Below are 13,141 nucleotides of genomic sequence, written 5' to 3'. Positions count from 1 at the left end.
TCGTCAAGGGATCGGATGATTTTTTAATTCTTCAAAAAGCACGCGGCTTTCTTGCTGCAGCCGCTTGCCGATATCTGTTTGCCCTACCGTTGTTCTTTCCGTTTGCCGCACGACGATTTTTTTCTGAGTGACGATGTCACGTCGCTGCTGGATGGCTTGCTGGCGATCTGTAAAGGGTTGATGGGCTGCTAAGGTCATGCCGAAGGAATTTGACAACAGCGTGTAACCAGCAATGCCTGTGACGGATTGGTAGGAGCGGGAAAGTCCGCCATCAATTACCAATAAACGACCATTTGCCTTGATGGGCGTCTCGCCTTTACGCACTTTGACAGGGGTGTGGCCATTGATGATGTGGCCTGTCGGCGGCAGACCGAAGGCAGCTAGGACACGGCAGCAGAAGTCTTCGTTTTCCCTTAAAGAATAATAGGCATTTTTTTGTTCTTTATGGGTGTTGCGATCTGCTATAAAGTAGCGCTCAAAGGTTTTCATGGCTTTTTTGCCGAAGAGGGAAGAACCTTCGCCACACCAAAGATACCAGATCATATCGGTGGCAAGGTCTGTTTGGTTTTCTGGTTGGGCAAAGCTTTCCTGCAAACATTGCTGAAAAAAGTCCATCAACGCTTTGCCTGCTAAGGGCTGCTGCTGGAAAGTAAAGGCCAGGAAATCGCCGTTTTCCTGACAAGGTAGGCAGCCGTGATACAGCAGGTTGTCGTTGAAGCGCTGGTACAATGTGCCATGCTCGACCAAAAAGCGCATATGCGCAGCTAAGCGGGGTGAGCGTTGAAATTGGCTCAACAAATCTTGCAGTACCTCATGTTCTTCGGCTGTCAAACGGTAAGGATCATCGGTATCTACTAGTTGAAAACAGCCGTTGATCAAAGGATAGGTCTGGTCTAGCTGGATTTGTTGCCGATCTTGAGACAAGCGATGCAACAAGCAGCGCTCTGCCATCGCAAATGCCGGTCGCCGCTGGATCACGGCTGCTTCGACTTTGAATTGGATGATGGCAAATGCCTGCTGCAAAAGCATAGCGGCTTTTTTTTGCTGGCTTGATAAAGGATCCACTGTTTTTTGCGGATAAAAGCCTTCATTTTCTGTGTAATATTTTTGGCTAAAAGCCAGTGCTTTTGATAGATCGATCCCATAACCATCTTGTAATAATGCCAGATTGCCGTAGCGAGCAGCGATGCGAATCGTATTGGCCAAACAGGGCAGCGAGCCGCAAAAGCTACCGATCCACAAGATATCATGGTTGCCTAGCTGAATATCCAGTGAAGGCAAAGTCATCAAGCGATCGACGATTTTGTCTGGCGCCGGTCCTCGATCATAGATATCGCCTAAGACATGGAGATGGTCCACTACGAAGCGTTGAATCAAGTACGCCAGCTCTTGGCAAAAAAGCGAGGCTGCCTCTAATTCGATGATCTTATCAAAAATCGCCTGATAGTAAGCTTCTTTGTTGAAGTCGGCATCATATTGGTACAACAGTTCTTCTAAGATGTAAGCAAAAGAAGTCGGTAATGCTTTGCGTACCTTGGAGCGTGTGTATTTACTGGAAGTAAAGCGGGCAACTTTCACTAGCTGTGCCATCTTCAAGCGCCAATCGGCAGGGGTCCATGCCTGTTCTTGTAATAGCTCCTCTGGATAATAAATGACAAAACAAAGTTCGGTCTGTTCTTCTTTCGTCAAGACGCCGGTAAACAAAGTCTCGACTTTTTCTCGAATACTACCAGAGCCATTCCGCAAAATATGGTCAAAGGCATCGTATTCGCCATGCAGATCGCTGACAAAGTGCTCGGTGGCTTTCGGCAGCTGCTGGATGGCTTCCAAGTTGATGATCTCGGTCAGGTTTGCCAAGGCGTCTTTATTGAACATGGGCCTGTTCTTTGGCTTGTTCTTCAATCAGCATCGCGCTTTCTTCAATGGAGCGTTTGCTGACATCGATCACCGGAATGTTCAGCTTTTTGAACCATTCATTCGCGTAGGCTAATTCTGCTTCGATTCGTTCACAATTGGTGTAATGGGTCTCTTCTTTCAAGCCCAATGAATGCATCCGGGACCGCCGGATTTCCGTAAGGGATTCTGGATTCGTAGTCAAACCGACCATTTTCCGTGGGTCTACTTGGTGCACTTCGGCAGGCAAAGCGACTTCAGGAATCAAAGGCAGATTCGCCACTTTGTAGCCACGATTTGCCATGTATAGGCTCAATGGGGTTTTTGAGGTTCGCGAAACCCCTAAGAGGACAAAGTCAGCATCGAGAAATCCCCGTGGGTCTTTGCCGTCGTCGTATTTTACGGCAAATTCCATCGCTGCCACCCGGCTGAAATATGCTTGGTTCAAGCGATGCAAGGCACCAGGCTCTTGGACGGCTTCTACACCGAATGTTTTTTCTAGCATCGTGGTCAAAGGCGACATAAAATCGACATACTGCAAACCAGTCCGTTTGGCAAAGGCATCAACAAAAGCGACTAATTCTTTATTGACTAAGGTGGTAACGACGATCGATTTGTCTAGCAAGGCATCTTTGAGGATCTCGCCTAAGCTCTCTTCATCATTAGTAAAGGGAAAGAGCTGGATATCTGAAAGGTCGATCGTGGGAAACTGCGCGGAAACGGCGGCGATCAGCTTTTGTGCCGTTTCGCCTACGGAATCTGAAATCAAATATATTCGAACGTTCTTCATTGTTTTTGCCCCCTAAAAGTGTGTGTTGTCACTGTCATTACCTGCTTGAATAAAGTAATTCATCAGCCGTGTCTTCGTGATTTTGCCGATGACTTTTTTTGGTTCCTGCGGATCGACCACAGGCAAGGTATCGACTTCATGTCGTCCTAACAACGTACCAGCCGTCAAGATCGTTTCTGCCGGTGTGATGGTCACGATGTTTGGCATGCGAGTCATGATCATCGCTACAGGTGTTTTTTCCGGTGCGGCATTGCTGATCGCAAAGCGCAGCAGATCTTTGCGGGAGAGTACCCCGATCAGTTCGTCTTGGTCATTTTTGACATAGAGGGAACCGACATCGTACATAAACAAAGTCGTGACTGCTTCATAAACGGAGACCGTTTGTGAGATCAGCAACGGTGGGATCATGACTTCTGCAACTTTGGTATGGTAGAGTTTTTCGAAAAGCAAAGGCTCAACGGTTTGTCCTGTGTAGAAATAGCCGACTTTCGGTCGGGCGTCTAATAAACCGGTCATGGTTAAAATCGATAAGTCATTCCGCAAGGTTGCGCGGCTCAAACCCAACTGCTTCGCAATGGTCTCCCCACTGATGGGCTGATGCTCTTTGACGATCTCAATGATTTTCATTTGTCTTTGGCTTAATTCCAATGTGTCACCTTCTTTCTTTTATGTGTTATGCTATTGATTATATGATTTTCCGAATGAAAAGGCAATCCTTCTCTTTTAAAAAGGATAAATCCCTTAAAAGTTTTCTTTTTTTGGCTTGACGATTAAATGTGTCATACTATATACTGCTAATTAATCGAAATAGTATATAACATTTAAAAGGAGGAACATGATGGAAAAAGCAGTCGTATGGTTTTCAGAAGGCACGAAAGAGCAAAAAGCATTATTAGGCGGGAAAGGGGCAAATCTTGCGGAGATGACCAATTTGGGTTTGCCTGTTCCTCAAGGATTTATCGTCCCGGCCACCATTTGCCTGACCTATTTAGAAGAACAGGTTCTTCCTGAGGCGATCATCAAGCAAGTCAAAGCTGCCATCGAAGAATTGGCAGTCCGCAGGAACAAAACATTTGGCGGACTGCAGTCGCCGTTGTTGGTTTCTGTCCGCAGTGGGGCCAAGTTTTCCATGCCAGGGATGATGGATACGATCTTAAACCTTGGGTTGAATGATGAAACCGTCCAAGGGTTGGCTCAGCAGACGGGGGACCCCGTCTTTGCTTATGATTGTTACCGCCGTTTGATCCAGATGTATGGGGATGTGGTGAAAGGTGTAGCAAAAGAACACTTTGAAGCCTATTTGACAGATTATAAGAAACGGCAGAATTATGCGTCAGACCAAATGATGACCGGCAATGATTGGCAAATGATCTGCCGCGTGTTTCAAAGTATTTATATGGAACATACTCAAGAAGCGTTTCCGCAAGACCCGTTTCAGCAATTGTTGGCAGCCATCACGGCGGTTTTTCGCTCATGGAACAACCCACGGGCAAAGACCTACCGTTCCCTCCATCGGATCCCTGACGATCTAGGAACTGCCGTAACGATTCAAGAAATGGTTTTTGGCAACAGTGGGATAAATAGTGGGACGGGTGTCGCCTTTACCCGCAATCCAGCAACCGGGGAACCGGGACTTTTCGGCGAATTTCTAGTGTGTGCCCAAGGGGAAGATGTGGTTGCAGGGATTCGTACACCACAACCGATCCAAGCGTTGGCACAGCAGCATCCCATGATCTATCAGGAACTAAAGCAACTGGCTGAGGGTTTGGAGGATCACTATCAAGACATGCAAGACATTGAATTTACCATCGATGACGGCCAGTTGTTTGTCTTGCAAACAAGAAACGGCAAACGAACCGCCGCTGCCGCAGCGCAAATCGCAACGGATATGGTCGCAGAAGGTCGGATCACTATCAGACAGGCACTAGATCGCATCACACCAGAAATGATCGATCAATTGCTGCACCCGTTATTTGCCCCCGAAGCCTTACAGCAAGCCAAAGCTTTTGCGCAGGGCTTGCCGGCTAGCCCAGGGGCGGCTTCAGGACATGTCTATTTCACTGCAGAGGCAGCGGAAAAAGCCAGCCGCGCAGGAGAAAAAGTCTTGCTGCTGCGGCAGGAAACCTCACCTGAAGATATTGAAGGTATGGTGGTGAGTGAAGCGATCATTACCGCTCGTGGGGGGATGACTTCGCATGCGGCGGTGGTCGCCCGTGGTCTGGGGGTCTGTTGTGTGGTAGGATGCGAGGCATTAAGTGTCGATGTATTTTTGAAACAGGCCCGCTGCGGCGAGCTGCTGATTGAAGAAGGTGACGTACTTTCGGTAGACGGCAGCACTGGCAAACTGTATCAAGGGCAGCTGCCTATGACCAGTGTGCAGGAGCGAGTCTTGCTGGATCAGCTTTTGACGTGGGCACAAGCCCAGGCAGATCTAAAGGTTTACGCAAATGCGGAAACGAAAAATGACATTGAGGCTGCGCTGGCCTTTGGTGCAGCGGGCATCGGCTTAGCACGGACGGAGCATATGTTTTTTGGGGAAGCGCGTTTGTGGAAAATGCGGGAAGTCATCTTGGCAGAAACAAAGGCGGAACGATTGAAGGCGTTGGCTGAGATCAAGGCGTATCAAAAAGCCGATTTCCAAGAAATGCTGCAGGCCGCGCAAGGAAAGAAGTGCACGATCCGTTTATTAGATCCGCCACTCCATGAATTCTTGCCCCATGAGCATGAACGTCTTGAGATGGCCCGCCGTAGTCAAAAATCATTGGCGGAGATCGAGCGGCGAATTGACGAACTGCAAGAGGTCAATCCCATGATGGGGCATCGCGGCAGCCGCTTAGGACTGAGCTATCCAGAAATTTATGAAATGCAAACAGCGGCGATTTGTGAAGCGGCTGTGGAGTTGCGGCAGCAAGGAGTCGAGGTAGAGGCGGCGATCTTATTGCCCCTGATCAGTTTGCCTGCAGAGCTGCAGGTGTTGAAAGAGACGTTGACACAGGTGATCGCTCAAGCAGAAGCCACCCTGCAGCAACCGTTGCGCATCGAGATCGGCATGATGATCGAGACACCTAGAGCGTGCTTGATTGCTGGGGAGTGTGCTGAAGATGCGGCGTTCTTTAGTTTTGGTACCAATGACTTGACCCAAATGACCTTTGGCTTTTCGCGGGATGATGCCGGCAGCTTTATTCAAGCCTATTTGCAGTCGGGGATCTTACAAGAAGATCCTTACCAGCACTTAGATCAGGCGGGCGTTGGCACATTGATGCGTCAAGCGATCGCTGGCGTAAGAGATTGTCAGCCAGAGCACTCGATCGGTGTTTGTGGCGAAGTCGGCAGCGATCCCTATTCTATTGCATTTTTGCGAGAGATCGGCATCGACTATGTTTCTTGTTCCCCATACCGGATCCCTGCTGCTTGGTTAGCGATCGCCCAATCAGCCCCCATCATCGAAGAGGCGTCAGTGAGCACCCGCTAAAATAGGAGAAAAAAATACACCGCAGTCCACTAGCAAGGTTCGCTTGCTTGGTGGATTACGGCGTGTTCGTTTAGCGTCGTACTTACAGGGGCTGATCCGTTTTTTGGATCGCAGGTTTGCGTCCTTTTAAATACCAAGTGATCCCAATGACATGGGCGAGGTAGATGGCAGCGAGGACGAAACGTACCAGCAGATTGGGGATCAATAGTGCAGGAATTGCAAAGACTACCAGCATCATGGCAAACATCCGAACCATTCCCTTAGTGCTCAGCTGTTTTTGTACGAGTGGTTTTTCAATGTATTTTTGATAATTTTCTGATTGAACCAAGCGTTGATAAGAGGTATCGGAACTCTGCAGCCAGAAATAAGCCGTCAGCAAGTAAAAGACCGTTGTAGGTAAGAAAGGCAAAAAGATTCCTAACGTACCTAAACCGAATGTCAGTGATCCACAAAGAAAAAACAGTGTTTTTTCAAAAGTAACCCTCCTTATTTGGGTGTTTCGTGTCTTAACCTCAGTATAACGGAGGAGGGGCAGCTTGAACATGCGTTTTGTGCTTTTCCCCGTTTTTTAGCGGCAATAAGAGTTTTTCTTCCCCTTACTCCTGCTTTTTTGATAGACTAGAAACAACACAAAGGGGGAAGCAGCATGGAAACGATTGAATTGAATACCGGCATTCAGATTCCAGTGATCGGCAGTGGGACGAATACATTTGGGAAAGAAAACCGAGAATACCAAGGTGCGATCAATGATGATACGACAGAGCTATTGACTGCCATCAAGCTTGGGTATCGGCATTTTGATACGGCGATTTCTTATCGCAACGAAGCCGTGGTAGGCAAAGCCATCAAGGAAAGCGGGATCGACCGCAGCGAATTTTTCCTGACTTCTAAGATTCCTGGCAAACCGGAGTATACGCAAGATGCAGCTGCCGTGAAAGCGTCTGTTGAAGCGAGTTTAGCAGCCTTGCAGACGGAATCGATCGATCTTTATTTGATCCATCATCCGTGGGACAACTTGGCAGAGATTGCCGCTGTCTGGGCGGTTCTTGAGGCTTATGTCGATAAAGGAGTCTTAAAAGCGATCGGGGTGTCCAATTTCCAAGAAGAAGAACTTAGCTATTTATTGGCAAACAGTCGGATCAAACCAGCGGTCAATCAGATCGAATCGCATCCAGGCAAGTGGAATGATGCGATCATCGCCTATTCCTTAGCCAATCAGGTAGTGCCAGAAGCCTGGGGTCCACTTTCCCGGATTTCAGAAGCGGCACGGGAAACCTTGACCCAAATCGGTGAAGCGTATCAAAAAACCTGGAGCCAAGTGGTCTTGCGTTACCAAATCGAGCGTGGGGTGATCGTGATTCCGAAATCCCATTCAGAAAAACATCAAGCCGAAAATTTAGCGCTCTTTGATTTCGCTTTGACGGCGGAAGAAAAAGCTATCATCAAAGAATTATAGGCAATAGAAGCGGTCCTATTAAAGGGACCCTACAGCCAGTGCGGAAACTTCCGTGCTGGCTATTTTTATGCAGTCGCAACGCTCCTTGATCACTGAGGAGCTTTTCTATTCGTTACAACAGCAACCGTAAGACTTAGCAAAAAAGAAAATGCGCTTGCAGCCGTTTCTGCCAATGAACCCTCTTAATCATTCAAAGAAATAACCGATTATCCTTACTAAGGGTCGTCTATGGACGAGTCTTCATTGGATCGTGTGAAAATGGAAATGAAGGAGTGGCACAGTTGTGAAAAAAAGAAAAAAGACGATAGGAATTTATGTGATGATCACTTTGATGCTGGTTGCGGGGATCCCGATCATTGTCATGCTGACAAGTTCCTATTTAACCACCAAGAACTTATTGATTGAACGAAATGATTTGAACAAAGAAAGTGCCGTCAATTTGATCTTGGCGGAAGAAAAGAGTTTGCGCCGATCGACGGAAAGCAAATTGAAATCAATGGCTGAACTGCCAGCGATGAAAACAGAATTCAGCATGGGGCGCATCCGTTCAGATCTTTCTTTAGCGATTGCTGGAAGCAACAGCTTCTTAGCGGTGACTTTTGGGACAGAAGATGATGAATATGTGACCTTCAACCCCTTACCAGATGATTATAAGCCTACGATTCGGCCATGGTACAAAGGGGCCGTAAAAGCCGAAGGAGAAGTGTATTGGACAGCACCTTATTTAGATACGGTGTCGAATCAATTTGTGACGTCGGCTTCGATCAGGGTCAAAAATTCCCATAATCAAGTGGGGGTTTTAAGCGTCGATGTTTCCTATGAAAGCATTCAAAACATCTTGTCTTCCTTTACCGTAGGGCGGACTGGGAATGTCACCTTAGTTTCAGAATCTGGGGTCATCGTGACCTCAAAAAACACCAAACAAATCGGTAAGAATATCAAAGAAGAAGAAGTATTCCAAAAAATCAAAGAAGCTAAAAACCCGACAGGCATGGTTGGCTTAGGCGACTCGAATAAAGTCAACGATGTGTTGTATGACAAGTCTGCTGATTCCAATGTTTGGGCGTATTCTGAAGTCAAAGCTAGTGATCTAGACAAAGAATTAGGAGCGTTAGTCCGCACCACGATTATCGTTACGATCTTGATGTTGCTCTTTGTAGGACTGGTTTCGTATGCCGCGATCAAAGTAGTCGCAGCGATCATCGATTGCTTCAATCGCTACTTTAGAAAAGTCGGTGAAGGCAAACTAGAGAAGATGAGCAAAACCAAAAGAGCCAAAGGCGAAAAATGGACATGGGATCAATGGGCACGTCGAGTTGTTTATCCAGACAAAGCAGGCAATGAGATCCAGCAAATGGCGGACAATTACAATGTGATGATCGAAGGCACGGGTGCATTGATCCAAAAAGTCCAAAAAGAAAGCAACAGTGTCGCAGGAATGTCGGATTCTTTATTAGAATTGTCAAAACAAACCAATATTGCGACAGAAGAAGTCTCTCAAACCATTACGGGTATTGCTGAAGTGACCGGTGCTCAAGCCCAAGAAACAGAATACAGCGTGTCCCAAATGCAAAACCTTTCGCAAGTCGTGAAAGAATTACGAGAAAATGTTGGCGGCATGAGCAGCAAGTCGCAAGAATCTACGAAGATCAATCAAGAAAACTTAACGATCATGGATCAAGTCGATGACAGTTGGCGACAAGAGTTGGCACAGATGGAGCGCTTGATGTCGAATATGACGGGAATGAATGATAGTATCCAAAATATCAACTCGATCATTGGGGTCATCAACGATATTTCTTACCAAACCAACTTGCTAGCCTTGAATGCATCGATCGAAGCCGCAAGTGCTGGCGAGTCGGGCAAAGGCTTTGCCGTCGTGGCTGCTGAGATCCGAAAATTGGCGGAACAAAGCAAAGCCTCTACCAAAGAGATCGAAGCGATCATTGAAGAAATTCGTGAGCAATCTAGTCAAATGGTTAAACAAACGTCGGCGTCTGTCAAAGGTGGCGTTCGCCAAACCAACTTGATCAAAGAAGCGATCTCGTCTTCAAAAGAAGTTTTCCAACGCAGCAGCTATATGATCGAAGGCATCCATCATATTGAAGCAGCCAGTGCCCGTATCGAAAATATTCAAAACAGTGTACTGGAAAACTTAGAAAACATTTCCGCATCAACGGAAGAAAATGCCGCTGGTACACAAGAAGTTTCCGCAAATGCAGAAGAAGTCTTGGCAACCATGGATGAATTTACCAACCATGTGGCAGACCTCAGAGACATTGCAGAAGAGTTGAAGCGATTGACCAATCGTTTTGAAGTGGAGAAATAATTGATTGTCTAGCGAAAGCTGATTAACCCCCCCATTACCAATAAATTCGTTGGTAATGGGGGTTTTTCGATGGAGATAGTCAAAAAAAGCCGTCAAATGGGCTAAAAAGGTTTGTCAGAAAACCGCGGGGCAAGGCGTGAAACATCTGTTATAATGAAAAAAGCAGCAACCAGTGGGGATCTTTTGCCAAATAAAAACTTTAAAAGGTGACGTATGGTTGATCATTATGAAAGCGCATAAAAGATAGAGGAGAAAAGGGGGAAGATAGTTGCTGAAGATCTTTGGAAAAGAATACCAATTGATTCGTCTCGCTTCTTGGTTGATATTGGTTATGGGTATCATCATTTTAGGCTTAAATGGGTTGCTTTCAATGGTTTTTGACATTCCTTTTATTGACCATTCCACATTGGTGAGCATTGTCCTCATTTTTTATGGATATTGCAATTTGTTTTTCAAGGAGTAGTATTTGGCTAGGAAACAACTACTGTTCCTATTAAGAAAAGTAGAGAAAAGGGATTTTCATTGTTTAGGAGGGGAAAAAATGGCGGAAGAATATATGATTGAAGCACAAAGTGGTGCTGCAGTATTGGTTAAGAGTGGTAGTAAGATTGAGATTATCGATGTAGAAGGACAACAAGTAGTTGATTTTTTTGCGGTTAATCCAACAGACCCTAAAGAATACTTGTCTGCTGGAGTCACTATTGATTGTAATGAAAGTTTGAAGGTCAGCACAGGGGATTGTCTCTATACCAATCAGTACAAGAAAATGTTTACGATCGTTGAAGATGATGTGAAGGAACATGACTTGTTGCACCCATGTTGCCGTCCAGAGATGTATGACTTTTTTTATGATACTGGGAAAAATCACCCTAGCTGCTTGGCAAATATCAATCGATCACTGATGGATGTTTTAGGACACCAACGAGATGAAATCACGCCGTTTAATATTTTTATGTATACAAAAATATTACCTAATGGCAAACTTTCCGTCGAGACACCTTTGTCAAAAGCGGGAGATAAAATCGTCTTAGTAGCAGAAATGGATGTGTTACTTGCAGTTGCCGCTTGCAGTGTTTCTGAAAGTAGTTGCAATGGGGGAGAATGTACCCCGATTAAACTGGTCATTGAAGAATGATTGGTCATAGGTAATGAGTGTGCAGCGCCTACGCTAATAGTATACTTTTTGCTATATTTCTAAGAGAGCCGACATTCTCTTAGAGTGATTGGCAGGATGTCGGGACTGAATGGTTCTTGGTTTGATTGCTGCACCAGCTACCTCAGGAAAAACGATCCCCTATTATTTATAAGGGATCGTTTTTTTGTTTAAATAAGTCCATTCATTGAGTAACTGCCGCTTCGGTTCGCTGGATGATCATCTCCACGCGGCGGTTTTCCGAGCGGCCTTGGGGGGTGTTGTTATCGGCTTTCGGTTCGGTATCGGCAAAGGCTTGAATGGCAGCATTTTTTTCTAAAACAGCGCCTTTGCTGATGAAGTATTCCATAACGGTAATGGCACGAGCGGAACTAAGATCCCAGTTAGATTGGTAGCGGCCATTGCCTTTTTCCGGTACGTTATCGGTATGCCCGGCGATCACGATTTTGTTAGCTTTTAGTTTTTTCAGTGAGTCCGAGAGTAGATCCAGTGACTGACGAGTGGTGTCCGTGATCTCGGCGCTGCCAGAGGCAAACAAAATACTGCTAGCTAACGTGATATGCAAGCCATCAGATTCCAAGCGAACTTCTGTCTGGTCTTTTAAGCCAGAAGCGGCGAGTTCTTGTGACAGCTGGTCGCTGATTTTTTCTAGCTGTTGATTTTCCAGTTGAGTCCGAACTGCTGCTTCTTGCGCTTGTGCTTCGGCAGAAGTGGCGGCTTTTTTTCGCGGCGTGGTCTCGCCCATATCGATCACTGACCCGATGACGGAGGCATTGCTGTGGTGGCTGGAAAGGATGGTGCCGAATTCGCTTCGGATTTCTTGGAACTTCTCATCATCGACTTTCGCCATGGCAAACATGACGATGAACAAAGCCAGCAGTAAGGTCAACATATCCGAGTAAGGCAAAAGCCACGCTTCGTCTACATGTTCTTCATGTTTCTTTTTTCGTTTCATGTCGCTTCACCCTTTATAATTGTTCTTGCCGTTTTTTCGGATCGATCAAGCTGTATAATTTTTTCTCAATGCTTTTCGGTGATTGTCCGGCTTGGATCGCTAAGACCCCTTCCACGATGATCGACATCATTTGGACCTCTTGCTCCGATTTTAAGGTCAGTCGTGAACTAAAGGGAATGAACAGCACATAACCGAAGAAAATACCGTAAAGGGTCGCCACGAAAGCCGCCGAGATCATATGACCCAGTGCTTCTACATCCTCTAAATTGCCTAGCGCCCCAATCAGTCCGATCACGGCTCCTAACACCCCTAAGGTCGGGGAACTCGTGCCGGCGGTTTTAAAAATAGCCGAGCCGATGCGATGCCGTTCTTCGATCCCATAGATCTCATTTTCCATGATTTCTTGGATCTGTTCGGCAGCGATGCCATCCACCACCATTTCCAAGCCCTTTTTTAAAAAAGGATCTTCTAAGTTTTGGATGGCACCTTCAAGAGATAACAAGCCATCGCGCCGGGCTTGGTTGGCTAATTCAACGATGGTATTGATGGTTGTTTTTAAGTCGTATTCTTTATTTTTCAGCAGAACGCCGAAGATCTTCGGGATTTTTTTGATATCACTGCTGGGAAATGAATTGATAACGGCTGCGATCACACCAACGAAAATGATGATCGCGGCTGCCGGATTGATCAAAACGGCCACATTGGCACCTTTTACAATCATCCCAACCACCACAGATATCAATCCTAAAATAATACCGATCAGCAAGAAAAAATCCATTTGTTGCGTCCTCCTAAATTCTATTTCCAGGGTTTAAACCCTCATTTATTTTATCGGTGAATTAAAATCATTCTTAATAGCAAAAAAAATAATCCAAAAAATAACTAAAACAAATTTTCAGCTTTCTCTTTTTTTTGTTCTTTTTTTGACAAGTTTCGTTCAAATTCTTTGAAATGGTACAGCTTGCAATTTTTGTGAATATTTATAGATGGTACCGTTTTTTTTTCGTGAAGTATTTCTCAGGGTTTTGTCATACCATCAAACACAAATGAAAATGTTTTAATCAATTTTTCGAATAATGTCTTGTTTTTTTAT

At 45.7% G+C, this 13,141-nt stretch carries 11 protein-coding genes; 5 read left to right on the top strand and 6 right to left on the bottom strand.

Annotated elements, in window-relative coordinates; all coding sequences use genetic code 11:
- Positions 1-3 precede the first annotated feature (3 nt).
- The 3 genes from FJU10_RS16550 to FJU10_RS16540 are packed head-to-tail and all read right to left on the bottom strand — an operon-like array spanning position 4 to position 3,331.
- Positions 4-1,875: a fructose-1,6-bisphosphatase gene (locus tag FJU10_RS16550; protein WP_140966426.1), complete on the bottom strand. Its 1,872-nt coding sequence runs from the start codon at positions 1,873-1,875 to the stop codon at positions 4-6.
- Positions 1,865-2,683 carry a pyruvate, water dikinase regulatory protein gene (locus tag FJU10_RS16545; RefSeq protein WP_005226564.1) on the bottom strand — a complete coding sequence of 273 codons (819 nt, stop codon included), beginning with the start codon at positions 2,681-2,683 and terminating at the stop codon, positions 1,865-1,867. The genes FJU10_RS16550 and FJU10_RS16545 overlap by 11 nt, the downstream gene beginning before the upstream one ends.
- 12 nt (positions 2,684-2,695) lie before the next feature.
- Positions 2,696-3,331, bottom strand: a complete 636-nt coding sequence (locus FJU10_RS16540) for a helix-turn-helix transcriptional regulator (protein WP_077453152.1) — start codon at positions 3,329-3,331, stop codon at positions 2,696-2,698.
- Positions 3,332-3,521: 190 nt separating this feature from the next.
- Here FJU10_RS16540 and ppdK point away from each other — a divergent pair, with 190 nt between their 5' ends.
- Entirely contained in the window at positions 3,522-6,155 is a 2,634-nt protein-coding gene (gene ppdK / locus FJU10_RS16535) for a pyruvate, phosphate dikinase (protein ID WP_140966425.1), read from the top strand.
- An 82-nt stretch (positions 6,156-6,237) separates the two neighbouring features.
- Here ppdK and FJU10_RS16530 read toward each other — a convergent pair whose 3' ends face one another.
- On the bottom strand, positions 6,238-6,645 hold the full coding sequence (locus FJU10_RS16530; protein ID WP_140966449.1) for a YbaN family protein: 408 nt from the start codon (positions 6,643-6,645) through the stop codon (positions 6,238-6,240).
- Between the two features lie 156 nt (positions 6,646-6,801).
- On the opposite strand from FJU10_RS16530, the gene FJU10_RS16525 reads away from it, so the two are divergent.
- The 4 genes from FJU10_RS16525 (at position 6,802) to FJU10_RS16510 (ending at position 11,075) form a co-directional block, all read left to right on the top strand.
- Positions 6,802-7,611, top strand: coding sequence for an aldo/keto reductase family protein (locus FJU10_RS16525; RefSeq protein ID WP_140966424.1), 810 nt, complete (start codon positions 6,802-6,804; stop codon positions 7,609-7,611).
- 283 nt (positions 7,612-7,894) lie between these two features.
- Entirely contained in the window at positions 7,895-9,940 is a 2,046-nt protein-coding gene (locus FJU10_RS16520) for a methyl-accepting chemotaxis protein (protein WP_074535596.1), read from the top strand.
- 268 nt (positions 9,941-10,208) lie between these two features.
- Positions 10,209-10,403 carry a hypothetical protein gene (locus FJU10_RS16515; RefSeq protein ID WP_140966423.1) on the top strand — a complete coding sequence of 65 codons (195 nt, stop codon included), beginning with the start codon at positions 10,209-10,211 and terminating at the stop codon, positions 10,401-10,403.
- Between the two features lie 78 nt (positions 10,404-10,481).
- A complete protein-coding gene (locus tag FJU10_RS16510) occupies positions 10,482-11,075 on the top strand; it encodes a DUF1989 domain-containing protein (RefSeq protein ID WP_140966422.1) in 594 nt (197 codons plus the stop codon).
- Between the two features lie 202 nt (positions 11,076-11,277).
- Here FJU10_RS16510 and FJU10_RS16505 read toward each other — a convergent pair whose 3' ends face one another.
- Together FJU10_RS16505 and motA are read right to left on the bottom strand one after the other, a co-directional pair.
- A complete protein-coding gene (locus FJU10_RS16505; RefSeq protein ID WP_077453142.1) occupies positions 11,278-12,048 on the bottom strand; it encodes a flagellar motor protein MotB in 771 nt (256 codons plus the stop codon).
- A 13-nt stretch (positions 12,049-12,061) separates the two neighbouring features.
- Entirely contained in the window at positions 12,062-12,826 is a 765-nt protein-coding gene (motA, locus tag FJU10_RS16500) for a flagellar motor stator protein MotA (RefSeq protein ID WP_005232810.1), read from the bottom strand.
- Positions 12,827-13,141: the final 315 nt, after the last annotated feature.

The sequence above is a fragment of the Enterococcus sp. OL5 genome, assembly GCF_006491895.1.
GTDB classification, from domain to species: domain Bacteria; phylum Bacillota; class Bacilli; order Lactobacillales; family Enterococcaceae; genus Enterococcus_D; species Enterococcus_D innesii.
This window is presented reverse-complemented; position numbering and strand designations above follow the sequence as displayed.

Excerpts from the sequence above, each read along its gene's own strand:
- FJU10_RS16550 (WP_140966426.1), bottom strand. The coding sequence starts at position 1,875 with ATGTTCAATAAAGACGCCTTGGCAAACCTGACCGAGATCATCAACTTG.
- FJU10_RS16545 (WP_005226564.1), bottom strand. The coding sequence starts at position 2,683 with ATGAAGAACGTTCGAATATATTTGATTTCAGATTCCGTAGGCGAAACG.
- ppdK (WP_140966425.1), top strand. The coding sequence starts at position 3,522 with ATGGAAAAAGCAGTCGTATGGTTTTCAGAAGGCACGAAAGAGCAAAAA.
- FJU10_RS16525 (WP_140966424.1), top strand. The coding sequence starts at position 6,802 with ATGGAAACGATTGAATTGAATACCGGCATTCAGATTCCAGTGATCGGC.
- FJU10_RS16510 (WP_140966422.1), top strand. The coding sequence starts at position 10,482 with ATGGCGGAAGAATATATGATTGAAGCACAAAGTGGTGCTGCAGTATTG.
- FJU10_RS16505 (WP_077453142.1), bottom strand. The coding sequence starts at position 12,048 with ATGAAACGAAAAAAGAAACATGAAGAACATGTAGACGAAGCGTGGCTT.
- motA (WP_005232810.1), bottom strand. The coding sequence starts at position 12,826 with ATGGATTTTTTCTTGCTGATCGGTATTATTTTAGGATTGATATCTGTG.